This window comes from Nocardioides insulae DSM 17944, assembly GCF_000422825.1.
In the GTDB taxonomy this organism is placed as follows: Bacteria; Actinomycetota; Actinomycetes; order Propionibacteriales; family Nocardioidaceae; genus Nocardioides; species Nocardioides insulae.
Genome location: NZ_KE383928.1, coordinates 874,985 through 900,781, shown reverse-complemented (window position 1 = coordinate 900,781; position 25,797 = coordinate 874,985). Strand labels below are relative to the sequence as shown.

The 25,797-nt window shown below is 71.0% G+C and carries 24 protein-coding genes; 9 read left to right on the top strand and 15 right to left on the bottom strand.

Translation table 11 applies throughout. The features are described 5' to 3' along the window. Positions 1–10: 10 nt before the first annotated feature. Complete coding sequence (locus G515_RS0114385; RefSeq protein ID WP_028660695.1) at positions 11–841, bottom strand: class I SAM-dependent methyltransferase; 831 nt, start codon at positions 839–841, stop codon at positions 11–13. 184 nt (positions 842–1,025) lie between these two features. Between G515_RS0114385 and G515_RS0114380 the strand changes: the two genes are divergently transcribed. Next, a complete protein-coding gene (locus G515_RS0114380; protein ID WP_028660694.1) occupies positions 1,026–1,721 on the top strand; it encodes a winged helix-turn-helix transcriptional regulator in 696 nt (231 codons plus the stop codon). Here the strand turns inward: G515_RS0114380 and guaB are convergent. From guaB to G515_RS0114365, 3 genes are all read right to left on the bottom strand, one after another. Next, positions 1,706–3,208, bottom strand: a complete 1,503-nt coding sequence (guaB, locus tag G515_RS0114375) for an IMP dehydrogenase (RefSeq protein WP_028660693.1) — start codon at positions 3,206–3,208, stop codon at positions 1,706–1,708. The two genes, G515_RS0114380 and guaB, sit on opposite strands and share 16 nt — an antisense overlap. Before the next feature lie 125 nt (positions 3,209–3,333). After that, the gene (locus tag G515_RS0114370; RefSeq protein WP_036555559.1) at positions 3,334–4,239 is read right to left on the bottom strand and encodes a GNAT family N-acetyltransferase; all 906 of its coding nucleotides are present in this window, start codon (positions 4,237–4,239) and stop codon (positions 3,334–3,336) included. A gap of 229 nt (positions 4,240–4,468) precedes the next feature. After that, positions 4,469–4,849 (bottom strand): SHOCT domain-containing protein, encoded by a 381-nt coding sequence (locus tag G515_RS0114365; protein WP_028660691.1) that lies wholly within the window; start codon positions 4,847–4,849, stop codon positions 4,469–4,471. 269 nt (positions 4,850–5,118) lie between these two features. On the opposite strand from G515_RS0114365, the gene G515_RS0114360 reads away from it, so the two are divergent. Continuing rightward, on the top strand, positions 5,119–6,309 hold the full coding sequence (locus tag G515_RS0114360) for a cation:proton antiporter (protein WP_028660690.1): 1,191 nt from the start codon (positions 5,119–5,121) through the stop codon (positions 6,307–6,309). Here G515_RS0114360 and G515_RS0114355 read toward each other — a convergent pair. After that, the gene (locus G515_RS0114355; RefSeq protein WP_028660689.1) at positions 6,208–7,215 is read right to left on the bottom strand and encodes a YhjD/YihY/BrkB family envelope integrity protein; all 1,008 of its coding nucleotides are present in this window, start codon (positions 7,213–7,215) and stop codon (positions 6,208–6,210) included. The two genes, G515_RS0114360 and G515_RS0114355, sit on opposite strands and share 102 nt — an antisense overlap. Before the next feature lie 28 nt (positions 7,216–7,243). Continuing rightward, complete coding sequence (cls, locus tag G515_RS0114350; RefSeq protein WP_028660688.1) at positions 7,244–8,707, bottom strand: cardiolipin synthase; 1,464 nt, start codon at positions 8,705–8,707, stop codon at positions 7,244–7,246. Positions 8,708–8,854: 147 nt separating this feature from the next. Between cls and G515_RS21605 the strand changes: the two genes are divergently transcribed. Continuing rightward, positions 8,855–10,210 (top strand): hypothetical protein, encoded by a 1,356-nt coding sequence (locus G515_RS21605; protein WP_036555558.1) that lies wholly within the window; start codon positions 8,855–8,857, stop codon positions 10,208–10,210. A gap of 82 nt (positions 10,211–10,292) precedes the next feature. Here the strand turns inward: G515_RS21605 and G515_RS21600 are convergent, their stop codons facing one another. Then, positions 10,293–12,380, bottom strand: coding sequence for an alkaline phosphatase family protein (locus tag G515_RS21600; RefSeq protein WP_169570616.1), 2,088 nt, complete (start codon positions 12,378–12,380; stop codon positions 10,293–10,295). A 257-nt stretch (positions 12,381–12,637) separates the two neighbouring features. Here G515_RS21600 and G515_RS0114335 point away from each other — a divergent pair, with 257 nt between their 5' ends. Beyond that, entirely contained in the window at positions 12,638–13,021 is a 384-nt protein-coding gene (locus G515_RS0114335) for a DUF7144 family membrane protein (protein WP_028660687.1), read from the top strand. 100 nt (positions 13,022–13,121) lie between these two features. On the opposite strand, the gene G515_RS0114330 is transcribed toward G515_RS0114335, so the two are convergent. Then, positions 13,122–13,748 (bottom strand): HdeD family acid-resistance protein, encoded by a 627-nt coding sequence (locus tag G515_RS0114330; protein ID WP_028660686.1) that lies wholly within the window; start codon positions 13,746–13,748, stop codon positions 13,122–13,124. Positions 13,749–13,893: 145 nt separating this feature from the next. Between G515_RS0114330 and G515_RS21595 the strand changes: the two genes are divergently transcribed. Next, a complete protein-coding gene (locus G515_RS21595; RefSeq protein WP_036555557.1) occupies positions 13,894–14,982 on the top strand; it encodes an AI-2E family transporter in 1,089 nt (362 codons plus the stop codon). A gap of 117 nt (positions 14,983–15,099) precedes the next feature. Here G515_RS21595 and groL read toward each other — a convergent pair whose 3' ends face one another. Continuing rightward, a complete protein-coding gene (groL, locus tag G515_RS0114320; protein ID WP_028660685.1) occupies positions 15,100–16,731 on the bottom strand; it encodes a chaperonin GroEL in 1,632 nt (543 codons plus the stop codon). Between the two features lie 82 nt (positions 16,732–16,813). Beyond that, positions 16,814–17,110 carry a co-chaperone GroES gene (gene groES / locus G515_RS0114315; RefSeq protein ID WP_028660684.1) on the bottom strand — a complete coding sequence of 99 codons (297 nt, stop codon included), beginning with the start codon at positions 17,108–17,110 and terminating at the stop codon, positions 16,814–16,816. A gap of 264 nt (positions 17,111–17,374) precedes the next feature. Here groES and G515_RS0114310 point away from each other — a divergent pair, with 264 nt between their 5' ends. Further along, positions 17,375–18,544, top strand: coding sequence for a class I SAM-dependent methyltransferase (locus tag G515_RS0114310; RefSeq protein WP_028660683.1), 1,170 nt, complete (start codon positions 17,375–17,377; stop codon positions 18,542–18,544). A 12-nt stretch (positions 18,545–18,556) separates the two neighbouring features. On the opposite strand, the gene G515_RS0114305 is transcribed toward G515_RS0114310, so the two are convergent. The 5 genes from G515_RS0114305 to G515_RS0114285 are packed head-to-tail and all read right to left on the bottom strand — an operon-like array spanning position 18,557 to position 22,898. After that, a complete protein-coding gene (locus G515_RS0114305) occupies positions 18,557–19,354 on the bottom strand; it encodes a putative hydro-lyase (protein ID WP_211221039.1) in 798 nt (265 codons plus the stop codon). Then, the gene (locus G515_RS0114300; protein ID WP_028660681.1) at positions 19,351–20,247 is read right to left on the bottom strand and encodes a 5-oxoprolinase subunit C family protein; all 897 of its coding nucleotides are present in this window, start codon (positions 20,245–20,247) and stop codon (positions 19,351–19,353) included. The genes G515_RS0114305 and G515_RS0114300 overlap by 4 nt, the downstream gene beginning before the upstream one ends. After that, a complete protein-coding gene (locus G515_RS0114295) occupies positions 20,247–20,852 on the bottom strand; it encodes a 5-oxoprolinase subunit B family protein (protein ID WP_028660680.1) in 606 nt (201 codons plus the stop codon). The genes G515_RS0114300 and G515_RS0114295 overlap by 1 nt, the downstream gene beginning before the upstream one ends. Continuing rightward, positions 20,849–21,625: a LamB/YcsF family protein gene (locus G515_RS0114290; protein WP_028660679.1), complete on the bottom strand. Its 777-nt coding sequence runs from the start codon at positions 21,623–21,625 to the stop codon at positions 20,849–20,851. Before G515_RS0114290 ends, G515_RS0114295 begins: the two co-directional genes overlap by 4 nt. 40 nt (positions 21,626–21,665) lie before the next feature. After that, positions 21,666–22,898 (bottom strand): NRAMP family divalent metal transporter, encoded by a 1,233-nt coding sequence (locus tag G515_RS0114285; protein ID WP_028660678.1) that lies wholly within the window; start codon positions 22,896–22,898, stop codon positions 21,666–21,668. A 189-nt stretch (positions 22,899–23,087) separates the two neighbouring features. Here G515_RS0114285 and G515_RS0114280 point away from each other — a divergent pair, with 189 nt between their 5' ends. The 3 genes from G515_RS0114280 to G515_RS0114270 all read left to right on the top strand — a co-directional run bounded on the left by G515_RS0114280 (position 23,088) and on the right by G515_RS0114270 (position 25,756). Next, positions 23,088–23,789, top strand: coding sequence for a GntR family transcriptional regulator (locus G515_RS0114280; protein WP_028660677.1), 702 nt, complete (start codon positions 23,088–23,090; stop codon positions 23,787–23,789). A gap of 156 nt (positions 23,790–23,945) precedes the next feature. Continuing rightward, entirely contained in the window at positions 23,946–24,497 is a 552-nt protein-coding gene (locus tag G515_RS0114275) for a SigE family RNA polymerase sigma factor (protein WP_051218395.1), read from the top strand. Beyond that, positions 24,494–25,756: a hypothetical protein gene (locus G515_RS0114270; protein ID WP_028660675.1), complete on the top strand. Its 1,263-nt coding sequence runs from the start codon at positions 24,494–24,496 to the stop codon at positions 25,754–25,756. Before G515_RS0114275 ends, G515_RS0114270 begins: the two co-directional genes overlap by 4 nt. Positions 25,757–25,797: the final 41 nt, after the last annotated feature.

Below are 25,797 nucleotides of genomic sequence, written 5' to 3'. Positions count from 1 at the left end.
CCGCGCCGGATCAGGCGCGTTGCGCCGTGATCAGGAGGTACTCCCAGGCCATCCGGCCCTCCACGAGGGCCTGGTCGCCGAGTTCCGCGAGGGCCTCGTCGAGCGCGGCGACCCGCGCCGGGTCGTCCTGGTTGGCCCGGTAGGCCACGATGGTCGGCCCGTAGTAGCTCTTGAAGAAGTCCCGGAACTCCGCGCCGCTCCCGAACGCGTCGATGGCGACCGTCCTCCGCTCGGCCCGCAGATCGGTGACCCGGTCGCCCAGGAGTTCCCGGACATGGGTCTCATCGCCCCAGCGAGGGGGCGGGGTCGCGCCCTCGGGCGGCGGGGGCGCGTAGGGCTTCATCACCGCGAACATCTGCCCGATGAACCCCTCCGGGGTCCAGTTGATCAGCCCGATCCGTCCACCGGGGCGCACCACCCGGCACAGTTCGCCGGCGGCACGCTCGTGGAAGGGAGCGAACATGATGCCGACGCAGGACAGTGCGACGTCGAAGGCGGCATCGCGGTAGGGCAACGCCTCGGCGTCGGCCTGCTCCCAGCTGAGGCCGACGCCGGCCTCCGAGGAGCGCCGCTCCCCCGCGGCGAGCAGTTCGGGGGTCAGGTCGCTGGCGACGACGTCCGCGCCCGTGAGGGCGGCACGGATCGCCGCGTTGCCGGTACCGGCCGCGATGTCGAGCACCCGGTCCTCCGCCCCGACCCCGGTCTCCCGGACCAGGACGTCGCCGAGCTCGGGGATCAGGCCGTCGGCGACCCGGGCGTACTCGCCGGACGCCCACATCGCGCGATGCCGGGCCTTGAGGTCCGGCGCGACGCCGGCCGGTGTGGTCGGTGAGGTGGACATGTCTTCTCCTCGGGTAGCTGCCTCGTGCTGACCATCCGAGCCTCCCGCCGCCGGATGCACCGCGAAAGTGCGAAGTCTGTAGCGGCGCAGGTACTGCATCTGTACTTGCCGCCCCTGCGGACCCCGCGTTTACTGAGAACGAGCGGGTCCGGGTCCGGGACCGCGCTCCGGAAGGCGAGTGAGGATGGCGTCCTACGGCCAGTTCTGTCCGATGGCGAAGGCCATGGAGGTGCTCGACGAGCGCTGGACCCTGCTGGTCATCCGCGAACTGCTGCTGGGCAGCACCCACTTCAACGAGCTGCGCCACGGCGTCCCCAAGATGTCGCCGGCGCTGCTGTCCAAGCGGTTGCGCACGCTCGAACGGGCCGGGATCGTACGCCGGGACGAGTCCGGCCGGCGGACGTCGTACCACCTGACCCCGAGCGGCCGGGAGCTCGAGCCGGTGGTCCAGGCGCTCAACGCGTGGGGGGTGCGCTGGATCGGCGAGCTCGGTCAGGCCGACCTCGACCCGCACCTCCTGTTATGGGACATCCGGCGCTCGCTCCCGCTGGATGCGTGGCCGCGTCGTCGTACCGTGGTGGAGTTCGACCTGAACGATGCGACCGACCGGCACTCACACTGGTGGCTGGTGGTCGCCGAAGGCTCGGCCGACGTGTGCGACTTCGACCCCGGCTACGAGATCGACGCCCGGCTCACCTGTTCACTGCGAACCCTCACCGAGATCTGGCGCGGCGACCAGAGCTGGGAGCAGGCGCTCCGCACCGACCTGGTCGGGATCGAGGCGCCCACCGCAGCCCGGCGAGACGTGCCGGGCTGGATCGGTCAGGCCAGCGTCGCCCGGGTGCCGCGACCGGTCGCCGCGGCTCAGAAGCCGCTGTAGTTGGGGGCCTCGACGGTCATCTGGACGCCGTGCGGGTGGCTCTCCTTGAGCGAGGCCGAGGTGATCCGGACGAACCGGCCCTTCTCCTGCAGCTCCGGGACGGTACGGGCACCGACGTAGAACATGGTCTGGTGAAGGCCGCCGATGAGCTGGTGGGCGACGGTGGCCAGCGGGCCGCGGTAGGCGACCTGCCCCTCGATGCCCTCCGGGACGATCTTGTCGTCGCTGGTGACCTCGGCCTGGAAGTAGCGGTCCTTGGAGTAGGACTTCTTCCCACGCGAGGACATCGCCCCGAGCGAGCCCATGCCGCGGTAGGATTTGAACTGCTTGCCGTTGACGAAGACCAGATCGCCCGGCGACTCCTCGCAGCCGGCCAGCAGCGAGCCGAGCATGACGGTGTCGGCACCGGCGACCAGGGCCTTGCCGATCTCACCGGAGTGCTTCATGCCGCCGTCGGCGATGACGGGTACGCCGGCCGCGCGGGCGGCCAGCGCGGCCTCGTACACCGCGGTGATCTGGGGCACGCCGACGCCGGTGACGATCCGGGTGGTGCAGATCGAGCCCGGGCCCACGCCCACCTTGACGGCGTCCGCGCCGGCCTCGACGAAGGCCTGGGCGCCCTCGCGGGTCGCGACGTTGCCGCCGATGACCTGGACGTGGCGGGTGGCGGGATCGGACTTGAGCCGGCTGACCATCTCGATGAGCATCCGGACGTTGCCGTGCGCGGTGTCGGCGACGAGCACGTCGACGCCGGCCTCGATCAGGGTGGTGGCCCGCTCCCAGGCGTCACCGAAGTAGCCGATTGCGGCACCGACCAGCAGCCGGCCCTGGTCGTCCTTGGAGGCGTTGGGGAACTGCTCGGACTTCACGAAGTCCTTGACCGTGATCAGCCCGGTGAGGCGGCCGTCGTCGTCGACCAGCGGCAGCCGCTCGCGCTTGTGCTGGCGCAGGAGCGCGGCGGCATCCTCGCGGGAGATGCCGGCGTGGCCGGTGATCAGAGGCATCGGGGTCATCACCTCGTCGACCTTGGTGAGGGCCCATTCGGCCACGGGGGTGAACCGGAGGTCGCGGTTGGTGATGATGCCGAGCAGCCGGTTGTCGGCGTCGACGACCGGGAACCCGGAGACGCGGTACTCCCCCGCCAGCTGGTCGAGCTGCTCGAGGGTGGCGTCGGGCCCGATCGTCACCGGGTTGGGGATGATGCCGGTCTGGGTCCGCTTGACCAGGTCGACCTGGTAGGCCTGATCGGCGATCGAGAGATTGCGGTGCAGCACGCCCAGGCCACCCTGACGGGCCATCGCGATCGCCATCCGGGACTCGGTGACGGTGTCCATGGCCGCGGAGACCAGCGGCACCCGCAGCGAGATCTCCCGGGTCAGACGCGAGGTCGTGTCGATCTCGTCGGGGGCCAGATCGGAGTAACCCGGCAGCAGCAGCACGTCGTCGTAGGTGAGGCCGAGGGTCGCGAACTTCTCCGGGATCTCCATGACCAGATCCTACGGCGATCCGCCACCAGCGCCGAACCGTCGCGAGCAGCGTGAGAAGGGCTGCCCCGACGTTGCCGGCGGTGCTGTGAGCGGCCCCACAGCACCGCCCGGGAGAGCGCCGCGGATCAGCTCCGCAGCGGTCGGAGATCGCTCACCGGGAGCCGGACGACCAGTTCGTCTCCGGACATCCGGATCCGGGCGCGGAGGCCGGCCCCGAGGGTCATCGGCAGGACGGCGGGATTGCCGGCCCAGGTGACCAGGCGCACCTCCGCGGCCCCCTTGGACTGGGCGAGCCGGGCGGCGGCGAGCAGGAGGCCGGAGCCGATCCCCTGCCGTTGCCAGCCGGTCTCGACGCTCAGGTCCACGTCCCGCACCTCCCCGCCGTCCAGATCACGGCCGATCACCGCGCCGACCGACGCCGTACCGACCACCTCGCCCCCGATCAGTGCTCTCACCGAGTCGACCCCGACCAGGTGCTCCACCTCGCCTCGCCCCGACGCGGCGACGGTGGTGGTCACCGATCCCGTGCCCTGGCTCGGGGCACGGGAGAGTACGACGTCCACCACGGCGGCCAGCGCCTCACCCCGTGCGCGCTCGGTCGGCGTGAACGGCGCCGCGCGGTGCACCTGCATGGTGACGTCGCGCAGGGTCACCTCGAGGGTGTCGTGGCCGGTACCGTTGACCGGATCCGGCTCGGCGTCGAACAGGTCGGCAAGGATCTCCGGGAAGGCGGTGGGCCGGGCCAACAGTGCCCGTGCGGCCTGGACATAGCGGGCCGGCTGATCGGTCAACGCGGACTCGGTGCACGGCAGCGCCACCACGGCCCGTCCCCCGGCCGAGTCGAGCAGCGCGCCCACCTCGGCCGTCGTCCATTGCTCCGGCGTCCGGAGGATCAGTTCGTCGGTCACCTCCTCGATCCCGGGGAAGATCTGCAGACCGAGGATGTTGACGCCCGCCTCGCCGCAGCGCGCGGCCAGGACGGCCAGCGCGCCGGGGCGATCCGGGAGCGTCGTACGCACGCGCCACAACATGGGAACAGCGTGCCGCAGCCATGTTGCCGGCGTGCTACGACCAGGTTGCCCGCCCGGTCACGTCTCGGACGGGGTCAGCGGTGATCCGCAGCCATCGGGAGCCAACTGCCCACCGGGACTGACCCAGCGGCCGGCGGATCGTCCGCACATGCATCGATCGCCGCACCCGGAGGTACGGCGATCGACGTGGTGGTGCGCCGCGCCGGGGTTCACCGGCGCGGAGGGGCGATCAGCTCAGGGCCTTGGCCTTGAGCGCGTCGAACTCCTCGGCGGTGATCGCACCGTCGTCGAGCAGCTTCTTGGCCGAGGCGATCTGGTCGGCCGGAGAAGAACCCTCGGAGGCCACCTGCTTGATGTAGGCCTGCTGGGCCTCGACCGCGTCGGCGACGGACTGGGCCTGGCGCTGGGCCATGCCCTTGCTGCGGGCGATGAGGTAGATGAGTGCGGTGAGGAAGGGGACGAAGATCAAGAAGATGATCCACACCGCCTTCCACCAGCCGGACAGCTCGCGGTCACGGAACAGGTCCGCGATGATCGTGAACATGACCATCAGGTAGGCCACGAACGCGAACGTGACGATGATGAACCAGATAATGTCCCAGAAACTCACGCTGGGGTCTCCTTCTTCGTGGTGGGCGGATGGGGCCGCCCGGCCGCGCGACACGTCACTGGTGAGCGAGGTGCCTCTCGGACCGGGCGGAGCGTCCCAGCAGCCCGGACGCTAGCACCAGGAACGCCCCATCGGGGGTTGCCGCACGGTAGGCCGCAGCGGGGAGTTCACCGCGGGCCGCGCTCGGGGTTTCCCCCAGGTCGGTATCGTCGGCCGGTCGACATCCGATCGCGCCAGTCCGTGGTGCGTGACCATCGCGAGGAGCTCCCGTGGACAATCCCGTCTTCGCGCTGTTCTGGATCTCTCTGGTAGGCGTGCTCGCTCCGCTCCTCGCCGGCCTGATCCCCCGCAAGCTGGTGCCCGAAGTGGTGCTGCTCCTGGTCGGCGGCATGCTGATCGGGCCGTTCGGGCTGGAACTGGCACACTCCGACGAGGCGATCGACCTGCTGCACGAACTCGGTCTCGGCATGCTGTTCCTGCTCGCGGGCTTCGAGATCGACGCGCGCGATATCACCGGCCGCGTCGGTCGATCGGCCGCGGTCACCTGGGTGGCCAGCCTGATCACGGCGTTCTGCCTGCTCGAACTGCTCGACGTCACCAACCTGCTCAACAGCCAGCTGGCGGTGGCCATCGCCCTGACCTCGACCGCCCTCGGCACGCTGTTGCCGATTCTCAAGGACAACGGCCTGATGAAGTCCCGCGTCGGCGTCCACGTGCTCCGGCACGGGGCGTACGGCGAACTGGGCCCCGTCCTCGCGATCGCGCTGCTGCTCGGCTCGCGGGGCCCGGTCCAATCGGCGATCGTGCTCGCCTGCTTCGCCGCCATCGCGATCCTCTTCGCCATCCCGTCCATGCGGGTGCGCTCGGGCACCTCGAAACTCATCCATGTCGTCCGCGCCGGCGCGGAGACGACTGCTCAGACGTCAGTGCGCCTCACCATGCTCCTGCTGGTAGCGCTGATCGCGGTGGCGGCGGCCTTCGATCTCGACATCGTGCTGGCGGCGTTCGCCGCCGGATTCATCCTCCGCTTCGCGCTCCCCGAGGGCGACGAGCACCTGGAGAGCAGGCTGGAGGGGATCGCCTTCGGTCTGCTGGTGCCGATCTTCTTCGTCACCTCCGGCATGGCCGTGAACCCGCACGCCATCACCGCCAACCTCGGCGCCTTCGCCGCGATCGTGCTCACCATCCTGATCTGCCGGGGCCTCCCCGTCTTCTTCTCCAGCCGCCGCTTCGGGCCCGACCTGCTGGACGCGCGTGACTCGCTCGCGGTCTCCTTCTTCTCCGCCACCGGTCTGCCGATCATCGTGGCCGTGACGTCGGTCGCCGTGGCCGCCGATGAGATGACGGCGGAGAACGCCTCACTCCTGGTCGGGGCCGGCGCGGCCACCGTCCTGCTCTACCCCCTGGCCGCCATCCTCCTTCTCCGCAACCGACCGGCCGATCACCCCGGCCCAGCCTGAGCGGGGCACGCCGTCGCCCCTGGGCCAGCGACGGCGGATCTCGGTGGCGGTCTCGCCGCTGACCACGGCGATGGAGGCGACCATGACCGCCACCACCAGCAGCCAGGAGATGAGCGCGAAGGAGAAGCCGATCGCGCCGTACCGCATCACGTCGATGACGATCAGCCGGGGCATGTATATCTGCACGACCCAGCCACACACGATCTGGGCGACGGCGGCATAGATCGCCCCCGGCAGGGCCAGTCGCCAGGTGGCCCGGAAGCTGGTGAACAACAGGATGCAGAGCACCCACAGGACCACCGAGATGACGAACTGCACCAGGACCACGCCGGGCAGTCCGCCGAGCACCTCGCGGTAGGCCCGTGCCACGAAGGCGATGCTGGCGCCCATCACCACGAGGAGACCCACCCCCAGCAGGCTCAGCATGGTCGACCGACTGCCGATCGCCGGCTCCATCCGCCAGCGGCTCTCGAAGGTACGTCGGATCCCGCGCCCCAGACTGGCCACGGAGACCATCATCAGGATCAGCCCGAACAGGCCGATGTAGCTCGTGGTCTCCGGGGGCGGGTCGAAGAGGGCCATCAGCTCCTTGGTGGTGGCCTGGTCGAGTCCGAACCGCTCGGAGAAGCGCTCGGCCAACTGGGCGGCGCCGTTGGCGGAGAGCGCGGAGGCGATCACGATCAGCAGTGGGATCAGCGCGACGAAGGCCTGACCGGAGATGATGATCAACCTGTCGCGGAAGTCCACGATCACGTGACCCTGGACGATCCGCCACAGGTAGGGCGCTTTCGGGTCGACCACCCGGAGGAACGACGAGAGCCACCGTCCCCTGGCGACGGCCCAGTCCAGCCGCCGCTGCCACCGGGGCGACAAGAAGCGCAGCTGCGGTCCCTTGGACTCGGTCACACCGTCCCCCTCCCGCTCACCGGCGGACTCACTGGAGTGCGGAGGTGAGCCGCATGACGTTGTCGACGTAGGCCGCGCCCCGCGACCTCCCCAACCAGTCCTCCAGGGTGAGCTCGCGGGACAACTCCCGGTAGCGATCCTCCACCGCCCGCATCCGGGCCACCACGTCTCCCCCGAACAACAGGGTCGAGACCTCGTAGTTGAGCGCGAAGGAACGCATGTCCATGTTGCTCGACCCCAGCAGGGCGACGTCGTCGTCGATCGACATGTGCTTGGAGTGGAGCACGGCGGGCCGCGGGTAGAGATGAATCCGGACGCCGGCCCGCAGCAGCGCCTCGTAGTAGGAGCGCTGCGCGTGGAAGACCATGAACTGGTCCTTCTCCTCGCTGACGAACAACTCCACCTCGACACCACGCTGGGCGGCCGTCGTGACGGCGTACAGGAGGGACTCGTCGGGCACGAAATAGGGGCTGGTGAGCGAGATCCGGTGCCGGGCACCGTAGATCAGGGTGGTGAAGGCGCGCAGGTTGTTCTCCGCGACCACCCCCGGGCCACTCGGGATGATCTGCCCGGCCACGTCGCCGGCGCGCGGGGCGATCACGGCGAGCTCGTCGATCAGGGTCTCCCCGGTCTCGGTGTTCCAGTCGGTGGCGAAGACGACGTCGAGCTCGTTGACCAGCGGGCCCTCCACCCGGCAGGTGAGCTCGACCCACTCGCGCCCCGCCTTGTGGTTCTTCGGCTTGTTGTAGCCCGGTTCGATGAGGTTCTGCGAGCCGGTGAAGGCGCTGAGACCGTCGACCACCAGGATCTTGCGGTGGTTACGGAGGTCGGGGCGGCGGAACTCGCCCTTGAGCGGCCGGATCGGCAGCATCGGGCGCCACTGGATCCCGGACGCGTCCAGTCGCTCCACCAGCTTGTCGTACCCGGGGATGCCGCGCGAGCCCACGTGATCGAGGAGGAGCCGCACGGTGACCCCGCGCGCCACCGCGGCGTCGAGGGCGTCGAAGAAGCCCTCGGTGACCCGGTCGCAGGCGGTGATGTAGAACTCGACGTGTACGAAGGTGGTCGCCCTCCCGATCTCCGCAGCCATCGCGTCGATCGACCCGCTGTAGTCGCCGAAGAAGTCGATCCGGTTGCCGGCCACCACCGGGAGCCCGCCGAGGTTCTCGTTCAGCGCCACCAGCGAGGGCAGGTACGCCGGCGCGTCGGGCGGCAGCGCGCCGCCGACCTCCTCACGCGCGATGAGGTCCTGGGTGTTGGCCATCACCCGATCGTTGAGGACCCGCTGACGCTCGTGCCGCTTGCGATCCAGGCGGGTGAGCCCGAGCATCCAGAAGACGATGATGCCGATCACCGGGACCAGCATGATGACCAGCAGCCACGCCATCCCGCTGGAGGGCCGGCGGTTCTTGGGGACCAGCCCGAGGGCCAGCACCTTGATCGCCAGGTCGAGGACGTAGAGCAAGGCACCGGACACGGCGACGATCGACATGGGCGGTAGCCTGCCCGACCCGGCCCGTGCCCGCCACAGGACTCCCCGGTCCGACCCGGCCCAGATGCTCGTCGCCGCCGCCGGCTGCTCGCGGTAGGTTGACGAAAGCCCGATCGTCGCGGGCACCCTGATCTGAAGGAGAAGCCGGTGACCGCCACGATCCGATCCGTTCTCGCCGCAGTGGTGCTGGTCATCGCAGTGATCGCCGTTCCCGCGTCCACGGTCGCCTGGTGGACCCGTGACGTCGTGACCGACACCGACTCGTTCGTCGACACCCTGGCCCCCCTCGCCGAGGACCCGGCGGTCCAGGATCTGATCGAGGAGCAGATGGTCACGCAGGTGACGACCTTCGTGGCCGCCCAGGATCTCCCCGGCAGGGCCGCCGCCGGTCTCGACGAGCTCGGGGTCCCCCCGAGGCTCACCGAGACCCTGCTGCCCCTGATCGCCGAGCCGCTGCGCGACCGGTTGCGGACCGCGGTCACGAACCTGGCGGCCCGGGTCGTGCAGAGCCCGGAGTTCGCGGAGGCGTGGGAGACCTCGCTGCGCGAGGTGCACACCCAGCTCGCCGAGATCCTCGAGGACCCCGCCGCCGCGGACCGTGCCCTCGCGGCCGAGGAGGGCCAGCTCAACCTGCGCCTGTCCACGCTCACTGAGGCGGTGAAGCTGGCCCTGCAGGAGGCCGGCATCCCGGGCGCTGACCTGTTGCCCACCGTCGACATCGTGATCCCGCTGGCCGACATCGAGCAGCTCGCCACCGTGCAGCAGGGCTACGACCTGATCGACCGCTGGGGCCGGCTGCTGCCCCTGCTCACCCTGCTGCTGATCGTCGCGGGGATCGCACTCGCCCGACGCCACGTGCGGGCCGCTCGCTGGACCGCGCTCGGCGCCGCGGGGATCCTCGCGCTCACCCTGGTCGGCATCGCGGTGGGACGCTCGATCGCGGTGGACGCGCTTCCCGTCGGCTCTGCCGCCGCCGGCGAGGCCGGCATCGAACTCCTCACCGCGGACCTGCGGGGCCTCATCCGGGCCCTGATCGTGCTCGCCCTCCTGGTCGCCCTGGCCACCCTGTTCCTCGGCCGGGACGAGGGGGCGGTGGGCCGACGCCGCGTCGCCCGGCAGGGCTATGAGCGGTTGGTGGCGCTCACCCAGCGCTATCCCGCCGGCAAGTACGTCGCCGCCGCGGTCGCCCTGGTCTGCCTCGTCCTGCTGCTCTCCTTCGATCTGAGACTGGGGCTGCTGATCCTGGTGCTCGCCCTCGGCGCACTCTCCGGCTGGATCGCCGTGGTCGCCTTCCGCGCCGACCCGCCATCCTTCGGCGGTCCCGCCGGGCGTGGAGGGGGCGCCGCGGGCGGCGACCCGCTCGACCCCGTGAATGCCCCGGCAGCCACCCAGGCCACCCCGGTGGATGCGCCCACCCCGGTGGATGCGCCCGCCCCGGTGGACGCGCCGTCCGAGCCCACCCAGCCGATCACCCGCCCGCGACCCACCGACCCGCCCGAGTGAACTCCCTCCCCTCCGCCGACGCGGAGCGATGGACGCCGACCCGGCGGCCGAGCCGGATCGGGCCGGCGCGACCGTAGCCCGGTCACAGGTCCCGGCGGTGGCCGAGATGCTCCAGCCACCCGACCAGGACCCGGTGGAGCGCGTCGGCCCCGGTGATCATCTCCGGGGGCGGCGGCAGTTCGGCCGGCCAGACCAGCATCGCCCGGTCCTGCCATCCGCCGAGTCCCCCGTGGCAGCCCACCAGCCCCTCGAAGGCCGCCACCTCGCCGAAGTCGTCGACCAGGCTGTTGACGTAGATGTCGGGGGCCTCGGGCATCGAGGCGGCGCGCAGCACGAACTCCGGCGCCTCGGGACCGAAGCCGCGCAGCGGGTCGATCCCGGTCACGACTCCCTCGCGAAGGTGGTGCTCGCCCTCGGCGCCGAGCACCACCGGACCGTGCTCGGCGGTGTCGACCACCACGAACCCGATCCCCGGATGCGCTGCCAGGCCGGGCACGAGGGCGGGGAAGCGGTCGACCAGTTCGTCCAGACGGAGCCGCTGCCCGGCTCCGGCGACGTAGATCAGACCGAGATTGCCGGAGCCGAAGACCTCGAAGGCGTGCTCCTCGGCGGCCGGTCGAGCGCTGGTGCCGGAGGCGAGCGTCTCCGCGTGCTCGGCGAGCCGGGCCGAGGCCCGGGACATCGCCCGACCCATCACCGTCTCGGGGTCACCGGCACCGCCGACCATCGAGGTGAGTGCCCCGGTGCCCTCGGCGTTGTCGTAGGCGCTGTGGACCCGGGCGTCGCTGAGCCGGGCGACCAGCTCGGCCAGTCCCTCACCGTACCTGTCCTCGAAGATCTCGCCCTGGCTCTGACCGTGATCGGAGAGGACCACCAGGTGGTAGGGCCGTGGGGTGACCGCGCTCAGTCGCTCGAGGTGGCCCAGTACCGCGTCGATCCCCTCCAGGGCGCTGAGCGCCTCGGGCTGCATCAGTCCGACGTGGTGTGCCACGGTGTCGTAGTCGACGAAGTCGACGTAGATCGACCGCTTGCCCTGGAGCATCGCCTCCCCGACCAGGGTGGTGTTGAGGTCGCGGAGGACGCCGTTGATCGCCGCACGTTCGAGGGTGAAGCTCCAGCCGCGGTGCACGCGGGGTCGTACGTCGCGCCGACGCGCCTGGGAGGACTGGAAGCGCTCGCGGGCGATCTCGCTGATCGAACGGGACAGCGATCTCGCCCAGCCGTTCGGCCGGGCCAGGAAGGTGGAGATCATCTCCCGGGTCTGCCGGGTCTCCTGGCTACGACCCACGGCGCTCATCGTCGCCAGCGCGGTCGGCGCGTCACCGGTGAACAGGTTGCTCACCGACACCCCATCGTCGGCGAGCAATCCACGGCCGTTGCTGTGCTTGCGCTCGATCACCGCGGCGTCACCCGGCTGGTTGGCGACCAGCGTGCGTCCGAGTTCCCGGTCCACCCAGCGGAAGGCGGGCACCCCGTCGATGGTGCCGTGCAGGATGCCCAGCTGACTGGCCGGCGTGGTCGCCGGCAGCGCTGGTCGCCACTCCACCATCTTGTGGCTCCCGCCGCGCACCCAGCGGGTCAGCGTGGGCAGGGTGCCTGCGCGCACGCCCCAGTCCAGCACCGGGAAGGGCACACCGTCGGCCTGGATGAAGACGATCCCGGGGATCTCCGGGTCCGGCACCCGCTGCGGGGAGCGGTGCGCCCGGCCCAGGAGTTGGGAGGTCACCGCATCGTCGGTGCCCGCGGTCGCCACCCACGCCACCAGCGTGGAGACCGCGGCGATGATCCATGAGGCGACGAGGGTGGTGAAGAAGCCGGCCTCCTCACCCAGCGCGGCGGCCAGCGCGAGCCACAGCAGCAGGGCCTGACCGAAGAACCCGAGCAGCACCGCCCCCACCCACCCGGTCAGCACCGCGGCCCACACCAGGAAGGGGCGCAGCACCAGCCCGGCCACCAACAACAGCAGGGCGACGACCACCGCCTGCCAGGTGTTCGCCACGGCGAAACCGGGCAGCAGCCAGGACGCCAGCAGCACCCCGCAGGTGCCTCCGGCGAGGGCGAGCAGCGCACGGCCGAGGTCACCCCACCGCAGTCTCCAGCGGCCACCCTCCGGTTGCTCGGCGCGGCGCGCGGCCGCCGGCGTACCCATCCTGGGACCACCCCTCTCCATCGCCATCAATCTAGGAGAGTCGCCCACCCCGGGGGAGCCACCGCGCGCTAGGAATCGCCGATCGATACCGGCGACGCGAGGCGAGTGCGTCCGGCAACCGTGGGAGCGAGGGCACGCTGGACCCATCGAGCGAGCGCGGCGAAGTTCGGCGTGCCGCATCGCGGCGCGCAGCGAGCGGGATCGGTCAGCGTTTCCCTAGAGTCTGGCTTGCCGCGCCCTGCGCCCGCGGGGCCAACGTGAGAGGGGAAACCCACGTCATGACCACCACCCGTACCTGGGCCAACGGCCTGGCCGCCTTCGCCGGCATGATGATGATGGTCGTCGCCTGCCTCCAGATCATCGAAGGCGTCGTGGCGCTCTTCCAGAACGACGTCGTGCTCGAAGGGATCAACTACACCTTCGAGTTCGACCGCACCGCCTGGGGCTGGAGCCACATCATCCTCGGCCTCGCCCTGGGCGCGGTCGGCTTCTTCGTCTTCCGCCGGGCCGCATGGGCCCGCGCCCTCGGCGTGGTGGTCGCGGCCATGGTGCTGATCGCCAACTTCATGTGGCTGCCGTACACCCCGATCTGGGCGATCATCATGATCGCCCTCTCGGTGGTCATCATCTGGGCGATGTTCGTCGCCACCGACGACGACTGATATGTAGGTGCGGCTTGTCAATGGGCAGGGTGAGGCGCCGCCGGTCGGGTCGGACCGGCGGCGCCCCCTCGTCCGGGCCGGCGAGCCGGATCCGAGCGGGTCAGGTGAGTCCGGGCGGGGTCGGGCCTCGGCCCTCCGACTCCCCCGGAGTCTCGTCGTGGGAACTGATCACCTCGCCCACCGTGGGCTCCAGATCGCGGGCCATCTTCCGCATCACGAAGCCGGCGATCACGAAGATGAGGCCCCAGATCGCGAGCAGGAGCCCGAGCAGGAAGGCCACCGCCAGGGTCGACCTGCCGGGGTTGGTCACGAACAGGAGTCCGATGACGACGTCGGCGATGGCGCTGCCGATCAGCAGCCCGCGCGCGAATCCCGCAGCCGAGAAGGCGCCGGCCACCTCGAAGACCGCTCTGACCAGGAGCCAGATGCCGATCAGGAGGGTGACCGCGGCCGCGGTCATCGACGGCCTCGCCAGCGCGAGTACGCCGACCGCGAGGGCGACCAGGCCCATCACGGCGTAGGTGATCCGGGCACCGGTCGGGACCCCGGAGCGTACCGAGGACGCGAACATCGCCAGGGCCTCGACCAGGGCGAAGATGCCCCACAGCACCATCAGGGTGATCACGGTCGGCTCGGGCCAGATCATCACGACCAGACCGAACCCGAGCGCGATGAACCCGCGGACCATCAAGGTCTTCCACGAGAGATTGAGCCAGTCACGAAGCATGGGGACCCTCCTGGGCTGCTGGTGGACCGGATACCGACCCTAGCGGCCGACGACGGGCGATTCCCCGCCGGCCACGCCGGGGTGGCACGTCGCGGGGGTCGCCGCGAGCCGATAGCGTCGACGCGATCAGAAAGAAGGGTGAGGCATGGAGACCCAGAAGTACCCCCGCATCGTCGTCGTACTCGCAGTGGGAGCGGCCTTCACCATCGCGATGGCGGGCATCCAGGCGGTGGCCGAACTCGTAGGACCCGCCTTCCTGGCTCTCGTCCTCACCATCACGGTGCACCCACTGCGGCGCCGGCTGCGGGCCACCGGCATGCCGGACTGGCTGGCCTCCACCTTGATGGTGCTGGTGGCCTACTTCGTGTTGATCGCGCTGGCGCTCGCACTGGTCGTCTCGGTCGCGCGCACCGCCACCCTGGTCCCCGAGTACTCCGCGGAGATCCGCTCGACCATCAACGACTTCACCTCGCAGCTCAGCGGGCTGGGGATCGGGGAGGAGCAGATCGACGCGATCGCCGACGCATTCGATCTCGGCTCCCTGCTCAGTGCGGCGGGCGAGATCCTCTCCAGTGCCCTCGGCATCGTCTCTGGGCTGGTCTTCATCCTGACCCTGCTTCTCTTCCTGGCCTTCGACACCACCCGCACCAACCAGGTGATGGAGTCCATCCACGCGCGGCGCCCCTACTTCATCGACGCCATGCGCTCCTTCGCCCTGGGCACCCGCAACTACATGGCCGTCTCGGCCGGGTTCGGTCTCATCGTGGCCATCATCGACGTCGGCGCGCTGTGGCTGCTGGGCATCCCCGCCGCGTTCGTGTGGGGTGTGCTGGCCTTCGTCACCAACTTCATCCCCAACATCGGCTTCGTCATCGGCGTGATCCCGCCGGCCCTGATCGGACTGCTCGAGGGCGGGCCGGGTCTGATGCTGGTGGTGATCGCGGTCTACAGCGTCATCAACTTCCTGATCCAGTCCGTGATCCAGCCCCGGGTGGTCGGCGACCGGGTCGGGCTCTCGGCGACCATCACCTTCCTGTCCCTGGTCTTCTGGGCGTGGGCGATCGGCCCGCTCGGTGCCCTGCTGGCGGTGCCGCTCACGCTCCTGGTCCGGGCCACCCTGGTCGAGGCCGACCCCGATGCCCGCTGGGTCCTGCCCCTCATCGCGAGCAAGCCGGAGGAGAAGGCGGTCGCGCCCGAGACCCCGCCGGCACCGGAGACTCCCGCCCAGGCCTGAGCATCCGGCCGGCCGGGCCCCGATGAGGTCTCCCGGCCGAGCAACCCCCGAACAACGACACGGCCCGGCGTACCAGTGCGGTACGCCGGGCCGTGTGGTGTGGCTGCGAGGGTGAGGTCAGTGACCGTGCCCGTGCCCGTGACCGGCGGCGGGGGCCGCCTCCTCCTCGGGCTTGTCGACCACGAGAGTCTCGGTGGTCAGCAGCATGGCGGCGATCGAGGTGGCGTTGACCAGCGCCGAGCGGGTCACCTTCACCGGGTCGATGACGCCCTGGGCGACCAGGTCGCCGTACTCGCCGGTGGCGGCGTTGTAGCCGAACAGCGGACCGTTGTCCTTGCCACCGTCACGCACCTTGGTGGTGACGACGTAGCCGTTCTCGCCACCGTTCTCGGCGATCCAGCGCAGCGGCTCGTCGGCGGCCTTCCGCACGATGCGGACGCCGGCGGCCTCGTCACCGCTGAGCCCGAGGTCACCCTCGAGTGCGGAGACGGCGTGGATGAGCGCGGAGCCACCGCCGGAGACGATGCCCTCCTCGATCGCGGCGCGGGTCGCGGAGACGGCGTCCTCGATGCGGTGCTTCTTCTCCTTCAGCTCCACCTCGGTGGCGGCGCCGACCTTGATCACGCAGACACCGCCGGCGAGCTTGGCGAGGCGCTCCTGGAGCTTCTCGCGGTCCCAGTCGGAGTCGGTGTTGTCGATCTCGGCCTTGATCTGGTTGACCCGGGCGTCCACCTCGGCGCCGTCGCCGGCGCCCTCGATGATGGTGGTGTTGTCCTTGGTCACCACGACGCGGCGGGCCTGGCCGAGCACCTCGAGCCCGACCTGCTCGAGCTTCAGGCCGACCTCGGGGGCGACCACGGTGCCACCGGTCAGGATCGCGATGTCCTGCATCATGGCCTTGCGGCGGTCACCGAACGCCGGGCTCTTCACCGCGGCGACGTTGAAGGTGCCCTTGATCTTGTTGACCACCAGGGTGGACAGCGCCTCGCCGTCGACGTCCTCGGCGAGGATGAACAGCGGCTTGCCGGCCTGCATGACCTTCTCCAGCAGGGGCAGCAGCTCCTGGATCGAGGAGATCTTGCCCTGGTGCAGCAGGATGTACGGGTCGTCGAGGACGGCCTCCATCCGCTCGGGGTCGCTCACGAAGTACGCCGAGATGTAGCCCTTGTCGAACTGCATGCCCTCGGTGAACTCGAGCTCGGTGCCCATCGTGCTGGACTCCTCGACGGTGATCACACCGTCCTTGCCCACCTTGTCGAAGGCCTCGGCGAGCAGGTCGCCGATCACCTTGTCACGGCTGGAGATGGTGCCGACCGAGGACATGTCCTCCTTGGTCTCCACCTCACGGGCAGCGGCGCGCAGCGCGTCGCCGACCGCGGACGCGGCGGCGTCCATGCCGCGCTTGAGGCCCATCGGGTTGGCACCGGCGGCGACGGCACGGAGGCCCTCGTGCACCATCGCCTGGGCGAGCACGGTCGCGGTGGTCGTGCCGTCACCGGCGACGTCATTGGTCTTGGTGGCAACTTCCTTGGTCAGCTGCGCACCGAGGTTTTCGAACGGGTCGTCCAGCTCGACCTCACGCGCGACGGTCACACCGTCGTTGGTGATGGTGGGCGCGCCCCACTTCTTGTCGAGGACGACGTAGCGGCCCTTGGGACCGAGCGTCACCTTGACGGTGTCGGCGAGTGCGTTGACGCCACGCTCCAAGGCCTGCCGGGCCTTCTCGTCGAACTCCAGGATCTTCGGCATGTGTGCTCCTCTGGGAAAGGCGACGGGACGTCACGCGAGGCGGCTGCGGAAGCAACCGACTCGCATGACGTCCCGGATCAGATCAGGAAACGATCGCGAGGATGTCGCGGGTGGAGAGGAGAAGGAACTCCTCGCCGGCGTACTTGACCTCGGTGCCGCCGTACTTGCTGTAGATGACCTTGTCGCCGACCTTCACGTCCATCGGGACGCGCTCGTCGCCGTCCTCGTTGAACCGGCCCGGGCCCACGGCCACGACCTCGCCCTCCTGGGGCTTCTCCTTGGCGGTGTCCGGGATGACCAGACCAGAAGCGGTGGTCTGCTCAGCCTCGACCTGCTTCACCAGGACGCGGTCCTCGAGGGGCTTGATGTTGACCGACACGTTGTCGACCTCCACTTATCCTTGTTGCTTAGGGCGGATGACATGTGCCTGCCGGATCTGCGTCTGGCGCCGTCGCGGGGGTCGCCCTCGGCTCTGGCAAGCGATTGGCACACTCACGGGGAGAGTGCCAACGCAAACGCTAGCACTCGCCCTCAAGGAGTGCCAGAGAGGACACCAGGTGTTCATCCCGGCCCACCGGCGAGGCAGCTGGGCCGGACCGGCCTCGAGGAACCCGGACGACGTGCCGCCTGGGAGGATCGGGGCATGGATCTGGATGCGTTCGGGTGGCTGCTCACCGACGAGGGCCAGGAGCTCCAGGCCCGGGCCGGCGATCTGGCCGACCTGGACCCGCTGCGCGCCCAGACCGAGCTCCGGCGTACGGCCGAGCCGGCGCAGGTGGCGGCGGCGCTGACCCAGGTCGACCTGCGCGCCCGGGCGAGCGCCAAGTTCGGGACGGACGCCGCGCGGATGTACTTCACCCCCGACGGCCTGGAGCAGGCCACCCGGCGGCCTGTCGCCACCCACCGAGCCGCGCGCCTGAACGCCTTCGGGGCCGGCACCCTCATCGATCTCGGCTGCGGCATCGGTGGTGACCTGATCGCCGCCGCCCGGGCCGGGATCACCGTCGCCGGGATCGACCTGGATCCCGTCCGGGTGGCGGTGGCCGAGGCGAACCTCGCCGCATTGAACCTGCCGGGGGCCGTCCAGGTGGCCGATGCCACCGCCGTCGACCACACCGGCTTCGACGTTGCCTTCGCCGACCCGGCCCGTAGGTCGGCGCGCGGCCGGGTCTTCGACGTCGACGGCTGGACGCCGCCGTGGCCGTTCGTGGAGTCACTGCTGCGCCGCGACGCCTGCGTCAAGGTCGCGCCCGGCATCCCGCACGATCTCGTCCCTGCGGGAGTGGAGGCGGAGTGGGTCAGCGATCACGGCGAGGTCAAGGAGGCCGCACTGTGGGCGGGCCGCCTCGCCACGGCGGCCCGGCGGGCGACCGTGATCGGGGACGGCGGGCTGGCCACCCTCACCGAGGACGACGATCCCGGCGCCCAGGTGCGGACGGTGGGCGAGTTCCTCTACGAACCCGACGGAGCCGTCATCCGGGCCGGCCTGGTCACCGCGGTCGCCGCCGGGGTCGGCGGCGGCCTGGTCGACGAGCACATCGCCTACGTCACCGGCGACGCGGCCTTCCGCTCCCCCTTCGCCCGGGGCTACCGCGTGCTCGAGGAGCTCCCCTACCGCGAGAAGCAATTGCGGGCGGCCCTACGCAGCCGTCACATCGGCCGGCTGACGATCAAGAAGCGCGGCGTCTCCGTCGTCCCCGATCAACTGCGCAAGCGGCTCTCCCTCGTCGGCACCGAGGAGGCCACCATCGTGCTCACCCGGGTCGCCGGTGAGGGCACCTGCCTGCTGGTGGAGCCGCTCCCCCTCGGTTGACCGCCCAGCGGCTCAGGGCACCAGGAAGCTCGAGTCGCGGGCGTCGGTGATCGCCATCATGCCCGGAGCGTGTCCGATGGCGAAGGCGGGCCGGGACTGCATCACGGCGGCCTGCGGGGTGACGCCACAGGCCCAGAAGACCGGCACCTCACCGGGGCGGACCTCGACGGGGTCGCCGAAGTCGGGCGCGTCCAGGTCCGCGATGCCCAGGGCGCGGGGGTCACCCACGTGGACCGGCGCTCCGTGCACGGCCGGATAGCGCGAGGTGACCCGCACCGCGGTCGCCACCGACTCGGCGGGGACCGGTCGCATCGAGACCACCATGGGCCCCGACAGCGAGCCGGCGGGGCGGCACTGGCGCGAGGTGCGGTACATCGGCACGTTGCTGCCCGCCTCGATGTGACGCACCGGGACGCCGGCCTCGAGCAGCGCGTCCTCGAAGGTGAAGCTGCAGCCGATCAGGAAGGCCACCAGGTCATCGCGCCAGTACGGCGACGCGTCGCTCACCTCCTCGACCAGGTCGCCGTCGCGGTAGATGCGGTAGCCGGGCAGGTCGGTGCGCAGGTCGCCGGCGAAGATCCCCGCCGAGAGCTCGCCCGGCTCGGTGACGTCCAGCACCGGACACGGCTGCGCGTTGCGCTGGGCGAACAGGAGCACGTCGTAGGCGAGATCGCGGGGCACCGCGATCAGGTTGGCCTGGGTGTAGCCGGCACACCAGCCCGCGGTCGGCGTACGCCGGCCGGCCCGGAAGATCGCCCGGGCCCGGTCGGGGGACATCGCGGCGGGTTCGCTCATGGCGGCGCTGCTCATCGGTGGTCGCTTCCTGATCGGCGGGAGGAGGTGGAGGAGGCCGGAACGAACCGGATCCCCTGGCCCGGGCGGGCCTGGGCGGCCAGGTCGAGGTCAGCGTCGAGGACCACCGCGATCACCGGATAGCCGCCGGTCATGGGGTGGTCGGCGAGGAACAGGGTGGGTCGGCCCGACGGCGGCACCTGGAGCGCGCCGGGCACCATCCCCTCGCTGGGGAGTTCGTCGTCGCGGGCACGCTCCAGCTCTGCGCCGGAGAGCCGCATGCCGACGCGGTCGCTGTCGGTGGTGACCTGGTAGACCGAGCCGGTCAGCACCTCGAGGGCCTCCGGCACGAACCAGTCGTGCCGGGGTCCGGGCACCACCCGGAGGACGATCTCACCCTCGGTCGGTGGGGCGACCGGGGCCAGGTCGGTGTCGGGGAGCGGATGCGCCGGCCGCCCGACCGCAAGGGTGTGCTCCGGTTCGAGGACGGCCGGGCCGAGGCGGGCCATCACGTCGGTCGAGCGCGAGCCCAGAACCGGGGGTACGTCGACGCCACCGCGCACCGCGAGGTAGCTGCGCACCCCCGCGGTCGGCGTACCGACGCGCAACTCGGCCCCGTCGGGGACGCGCACCAAGGAGTTGGTCGCCATCGGCGAGCCGGCCACCGTGACCGGCGCCGCGGCTCCGGTGAGGGCCACCAGGAGGTCACCGCGGGCCCGCAGCACCAGCCCCCCGAAGGTCACCTCCAGGCCGGCCGCCTCCTCCGCGTTGCCGACCAGGCGGTTGGCCAGCCGCAGGCTTCTCCGGTCCGCCGCCCCCGAGATCCCGACGCCGAGCGCCGCCTGCCCCGGCCGGCCCTGGTCCTGGACCGTCGTGAGCGGACCGGTCTCCACGATCTCCAACGCCGACATCAGGCCTCCACGAACCGGACCCGCACACCCGCCGAGAGCAGCGCCGGCGGCGTCCGGTCGAGGTCCCAGATCGGGGTGGTGGTACGGCCGATCAGCTGCCAGCCGCCCGGGGACTCGCGCGGGTAGATCCCGGAGAACTCCCCGGCCAGGCCGACCGCTCCCGCGGGCACCTTGGTGCGCGGATCCGACCGGCGGGGCACGTGGAGGCGCTCGTCCTCACCGACCAGGTACCCGAAGCCGGGGGCGAAGCCGCAGAAGGCGACCGTCCATTCCTGGGCGGTGTGTGCCTCCACGACGCCCCGCTCCCCCAGTCCGGTGAGCTCGCCGACCTCGGCCAGGTCCTCACCGTCGTAGGTCACCGGGATCTCGACGCGCCCGGCGTCGGGTCGGACACCGCGCTCGCGCCGGGACGCGGTCACCGTCGCCGCCACCGCGGCCTGATCGGCGCCGGGCCCCGTTCGGACCAGCAGCGTGCGTGCGGCCGGCACCAGGTCGACGACCCCCGCAGGAGGGTCGTCGACCAACGCCGCGTAGAGGGCGAGCACGTCGTCGAGGTCGTCCAGCTCGACGAGCAGTCCGACGTCGGCACAGGGCAGCACCCTCACGGGGTCCCTCCCGCGACGAACGGGGCCACCGCGACGCCTGCCGACTCGAGTCCGGCGCGGACCGCCCGGGCCATCGCCACCGCCCCGGGACTGTCGCCGTGCACGCACAGCGACCGCGCGCTGACCGGCACCACGCTGCCGTCGATCGCCTCGACCTCGCCCGAGCGGGCCATCCGGACGCAGCGCTCGGCCACCACCTCGACCTCGTGCAGGACCGCGCCCTCCTCCCGGCGGGAGACCAGGGTGGCCTCGGGGGTGTAGGCCCGGTCGGCGAAGGCCTCCGGGATCACGCTCAGACCGGCCTCCTCGGCATAGGCCAACCACACCGAGCCCGGCAGCCCCAGCACCGGGAGGGTGGGGTCGTAGCGGCGCACCGCCTCGACCACGGCGGCGGCCTGCTGCTCGTGGTGGACGATCGCGTTGTAGAGGGCCCCGTGCGGCTTGACGTAGGACACCTGGGTGCCTGCCACCCGGGCCAACGCCTCGAGGGCGCCGATCTGGTAGAGCACGTCGTTGGTGAGCTCGGAAGGAGCCACGTCGATGAACCGTCGTCCGAAGCCCGGCAGGTCCCGGTAGCCCACCTGGGCACCGATCACCACGCCACGCTCGGCGGCCTGCTCGCAGGCGCGGCGCAGGACGGTGGGGTCGCCGGCGTGGAACCCGCAGGCGACGTTGGCACTGGTGACGACCCCCAGCAGGGCCTCGTCGTCTCCGAGGGTCCACTGCCCGAAGCTCTCACCGAGGTCGGCGTTCAGGTCGATGGTGGTGGTCATCGTGTCATCTTCTCCGTCCTCGAACCGTGCCCTCGCACACTCACCACAACTCCTTGATGCCCTCCAGCGATTGCCAGCCCAGGTAGAGGGTGAGCAGCCAGGCCGCCACCCCGATCACCAGCAGCCAGCGCGGGAACCGGTAGCCGCCGAGCAGGTCGTGGGCCCGGAACAGCGCCACCCACATCAAGATGCCGAGGCCGACCGGGAGGATCAGGCCGTTCAGCGCGCCGGCGAGGACCAGCAGGGTCACCGGCGCCTGGCCCAGCGCCAGGAACACCGCCGTGGAGATGGCGATGAACGCCACCGTCACCGCGTTGCGGTGCCGGCCGAGCCAACCGGAGAAGGTCGCCAGGAAGGAGACCGAGGTGTAGGAGGCACCGATCACCGAGGTGATGCTGGCCGCCCACAGGATGACCCCGAACAGGTGCACCCCGATGTCGCCGAGCGCGTGCTCGAACGCGGAGGCCGGCGGGTTGTCGGTGGCCAGGGTGGCACCGCCGGCGACCACACCGAGTACGGCGAGGAACAGCAGGGCGCGCATCACTCCGGTGACCAGCACCCCGACCGTGGAGCCACGGGTGATCTCGCCGGTGTGCTCGGGTCCGGTGATGCCGGAGTCGATCAGCCGGTGTGCACCGGCGTAGGTGATGTAGCCGCCCACGGTGCCGCCGATCAGGGTGGTGATGATCAGGAAGCTGACCTCATCGGGCAGGACGGTCTGCTTGAGGGCGTCCCCGACGGGGGGCTCGGAGATCACCACCGCGTAGGTGACCATCGCGATCATCAGCAGGCCCAGCACGACCACGATGCGGTCCATCGCGACGCCGGCCCGCTTGCTGAGGAAGATCGCGACGGCGATCGCGGCGGAGACTGCGCCGCCGAGCTTCACGTCGGCCCCGACCATCGCGTTCGCGCCGAGGGCGGTGCCGCCGATGTTGCCGATGTTGAACACGAGCCCGCCGAAGACCACCAGGGCGGCGAGGACGTAGCCGGCACCGGGCAGCACCCGGTTGGCGAGATCCTGGGCGCGGAGCCCGGAGATGCCGATGATCCGCCACACGTTGAGCTGGACGGCCACGTCGACCAGCAGGCTCACCAGGATCGCGAAGGCGAACGCCGCCCCGAGCTCGGCGGTGAACACCGTGGTCTGGGTGATGAAGCCCGGACCGATGGCGCTGGTGGCCATCAGGAACATGGCCCCCAGCAGCGCCCCTCTCCTGGCCCGGGCACCGGTCGCGGCCGGCTTCGGCGCCGCGTCGTGGGGTGTGCTCATCTCGGTTCTCCTGCTCATCCGCTGAGAGTCGTGGTGATCGGCGCCCGGCCGGACCGTGCTGTGGGCGCCGTCACGCACCCTAAAAGTTGTTCAACAATTCTTCAATCTGCGGTTGGATAGTCTCGACCACCGACACCGACACCATCACCACCAACACTGACACCGGGCCGGGCCGACGACGAGGACCAGATGGCGCACACGAGCAGTACCCACTGGGTCCGCGAGCTCACCCTGGAGCGCACCGCGATCAGCGGTTCGAGCACGGCCGCGCGAGTGGCCGGGGTGCTGCGGAACTACGTGACCGAGGGGCGCCTGCTGCCCGGCACCCGTCTCTCCGAGGAGGACCTCGGGGAGGCCCTCGGGGTCTCGCGCAACACCCTGCGCGAGGCGTTCCGCCTGCTCACCCACGAGCGCCTCCTGGTGCACCGGTTCCACCGCGGCGTCTTCGTCCGCACCCTCGCCGTGGAGGACGTCCGCGACCTCTACGGATTCCGCCGGGTGGTCGAGTGCTCGTCCCTACGTCGCGCGGCGCAGGCACCCGCGGGGGCGCTCGACCGGGTCCGGGCCGCCGTCGAGGAGGGCGAGGCCGCGGCCCGGCGGAGCGCCTGGCCCGAGGTGGGCACCGCGAACATGCACTTCCACCAGGCCATCGTCGGTCTCGCCGGCAGCGTCCGGCTCGATGACGCGGCGAGCCACGTGCTCGCCGAGCAGCGCCTGGTCTTCCATGTGATGGCCGCGCCCCGCGCCTTCCACGAGGCCTATCTCGCCGAGAACCGGCACATCTGCGACCTCCTCTTCGACGGCCGCGCCGAGGAGGCCGCGGCCGCACTCGAGCGCTATCTGGACGAGGCCGAGCGTCAACTGGTCGAAGCCCTCACCGCCGACGGGTAGCCGCCGGCGTGCCGTCGGACACCGGGCCGGGCACGCCCCCAGGTGGGCGCCCGGCCGTGCGCCGGCGCGGCCGCCACCACACGGCTACCCGGTGCAACCCTCCGGGCGCGGGCGGCGTCCTCCTTCCACAGCGTGGGAGTGGCCGGAGGTGGGACGATGTCGACGAGACGGGCGGAGGCGGTCGCGACGGTGGATCGACCCGAAGCCAAGGACGCCGACTTCACGGCGTACCTGGTCATGCGCCAACCGGCGCTGCTGCGCACCGCCTATCTGCTCACCGGCGACCCCCACCAGGCCGAGGACGTGCTCCAGACCTCCCTGGCCAAGCTCTACCTCGCCTGGGACAGGATCGAGGATCCGGGCGCACTGGACGGCTATGTGCGCCGGATCATGGTCAACGAGACCACGTCACTGTGGCGGCGCGCCTGGAAGCGGAGGGAGGTGGTGCGCAGCGAACTTCCGGAGACCCCCGCGGCCGAGGAGTACGACGACGGCACCGCCGCCGCCGTATGGGAGCTCGTGCAGGGGCTGCCGCCCCGGGCGCGCGCCGTGGTGGTGCTGCGCTACTACGAACAACTCACCGCCGTCGAGGTGGCCGACGTGCTCGGCATCTCGGTGGGCACGGTGAAATCCCAGGCCAGCCGGGCACTGCGGGCGCTACGTGACCAGGTGCCTGCCGAGCTTCGAGAGGAGGGGCGGGAGCAATGAGTCAGGACTTCCCCTCCGGCCAGGGCGAACCCCGCGACGGCGCGGAGACCCTGGTCCGCCGCGAACTCGCTCGACGGGGGGCCGGGCTCGACCGGGCTCCGCTCGGACTCGACCAGGTCCGCCGTCGGGCGCGCTCGATCCGCCGGCGCCGCCAGGGCGGCGCGCTCCTCGCCGTCGCCGCCGCCGTCCTCGTGATCGTGGTGCCGCTCCGGGCGGCGCTGGGCGGAGGCTGGGATCGCGACCCTGCGCCCGCCCACGAATCGACGTCCACTCCCAGCCCGCAGCCCGAGGAGACGATCACCGGCACGCTGACCTTCACCGGACATCCCGCCGGAGACGCGCCGGAGGTGCCCTGGATCCAGGGCCGAGAGATCCACCTCGCGGATCGCACCGTGCCCACCGAGCACACCTACACCGATGTCGCCGTCCTCGGTGACCGGATCGTGGCGCAACGGCCGGACGGTCGGCGGGTCGACGTACTCGAGGAGGACGGGACCGTGAGATCGTCCTACCCGTCGGGGTACGGCCCGCTGGTCACCAACGACGACCTGACGGTGGTCGCCTGGATCGGGCGGGACCGGCGCCCCCGCTACCTGCAACCGGAGATGGGCGAACCCGGCATCGGGCGGGCGGCCCGGCGGGGCAGTGGGCCGCAGGCCGTCGCCGTGACCGGTCAGGGGTGCGAGGGCGACGGGGACGGCTGCGCGATCTGGTTCACCACCGACTCCCGGGAGGGGCGGGAGAGCTGGGTCTGGGACTCGCGCGGCTTCCTCGACGTGGCCCGTCCTCCCGGACAGGCACTCCTCGACGTGTCAGATGCCGATGATCGACGTCAGGTCCTCGGGCTGCTGCGCTCCGTGGACGACATGGCGTGGTGCAGTGAGCTACGCGACGAGCAACAGCGCCGGTGGCAGACCTGCGACCACATGCCGCTCTCCTTCTCCCCCGACCGGCAGCACGTCCTCGCCACCCACGAGATCGGGTTCGAGGGCTTCGGCACCGGGGAGCTCGCCGTCCTCCACACCGAGAGCGGGTTCCCGGTGCTCGACCTCGTCTCCGAGTCCGACCCCGACCGACCGGAGGGCCCCACCATCACGGACATGACCTGGGAGGACGAGGACAGCGTGCTGGCCATCCTCAACCAGGGCCGGGAATGGGCGATCCTGCGGATCGGGCTGGACGGATCGACCGAGTACGCCGCCGGCCCGACCCAAGCCGCGCCCTTCTCCTCGCCGTACGCTCTGGGCACCCGGCCCTGAGCAACAGGCGATCGGGCCGACCTCGGGCCGCCGGGCGGGCC

Excerpts from the sequence above, each read along its gene's own strand:
- G515_RS0114370 (WP_036555559.1), bottom strand. The coding sequence starts at position 4,239 with ATGTTGTGGCGCGTGCGTACGACGCTCCCGGATCGCCCCGGCGCGCTG.
- cls (WP_028660688.1), bottom strand. The coding sequence starts at position 8,707 with ATGTCGATCGTCGCCGTGTCCGGTGCCTTGCTCTACGTCCTCGACCTG.
- G515_RS0114380 (WP_028660694.1), top strand. The coding sequence starts at position 1,026 with ATGGCGTCCTACGGCCAGTTCTGTCCGATGGCGAAGGCCATGGAGGTG.
- G515_RS0114335 (WP_028660687.1), top strand. The coding sequence starts at position 12,638 with ATGACCACCACCCGTACCTGGGCCAACGGCCTGGCCGCCTTCGCCGGC.
- G515_RS0114330 (WP_028660686.1), bottom strand. The coding sequence starts at position 13,748 with ATGCTTCGTGACTGGCTCAATCTCTCGTGGAAGACCTTGATGGTCCGC.
- G515_RS21600 (WP_169570616.1), bottom strand. The coding sequence starts at position 12,380 with ATGGAGAGGGGTGGTCCCAGGATGGGTACGCCGGCGGCCGCGCGCCGC.
- G515_RS0114385 (WP_028660695.1), bottom strand. The coding sequence starts at position 841 with ATGTCCACCTCACCGACCACACCGGCCGGCGTCGCGCCGGACCTCAAG.
- G515_RS0114285 (WP_028660678.1), bottom strand. The coding sequence starts at position 22,898 with ATGAGCACACCCCACGACGCGGCGCCGAAGCCGGCCGCGACCGGTGCC.
- G515_RS0114275 (WP_051218395.1), top strand. The coding sequence starts at position 23,946 with ATGTCGACGAGACGGGCGGAGGCGGTCGCGACGGTGGATCGACCCGAA.
- G515_RS0114290 (WP_028660679.1), bottom strand. The coding sequence starts at position 21,625 with ATGACCACCACCATCGACCTGAACGCCGACCTCGGTGAGAGCTTCGGG.
- G515_RS0114305 (WP_211221039.1), bottom strand. The coding sequence starts at position 19,354 with ATGAGCAGCGCCGCCATGAGCGAACCCGCCGCGATGTCCCCCGACCGG.
- G515_RS0114300 (WP_028660681.1), bottom strand. The coding sequence starts at position 20,247 with ATGTCGGCGTTGGAGATCGTGGAGACCGGTCCGCTCACGACGGTCCAG.
- guaB (WP_028660693.1), bottom strand. The coding sequence starts at position 3,208 with ATGGAGATCCCGGAGAAGTTCGCGACCCTCGGCCTCACCTACGACGAC.
- G515_RS0114270 (WP_028660675.1), top strand. The coding sequence starts at position 24,494 with ATGAGTCAGGACTTCCCCTCCGGCCAGGGCGAACCCCGCGACGGCGCG.
- groL (WP_028660685.1), bottom strand. The coding sequence starts at position 16,731 with ATGCCGAAGATCCTGGAGTTCGACGAGAAGGCCCGGCAGGCCTTGGAG.
- G515_RS21595 (WP_036555557.1), top strand. The coding sequence starts at position 13,894 with ATGGAGACCCAGAAGTACCCCCGCATCGTCGTCGTACTCGCAGTGGGA.
- G515_RS0114310 (WP_028660683.1), top strand. The coding sequence starts at position 17,375 with ATGGATCTGGATGCGTTCGGGTGGCTGCTCACCGACGAGGGCCAGGAG.
- G515_RS0114280 (WP_028660677.1), top strand. The coding sequence starts at position 23,088 with ATGGCGCACACGAGCAGTACCCACTGGGTCCGCGAGCTCACCCTGGAG.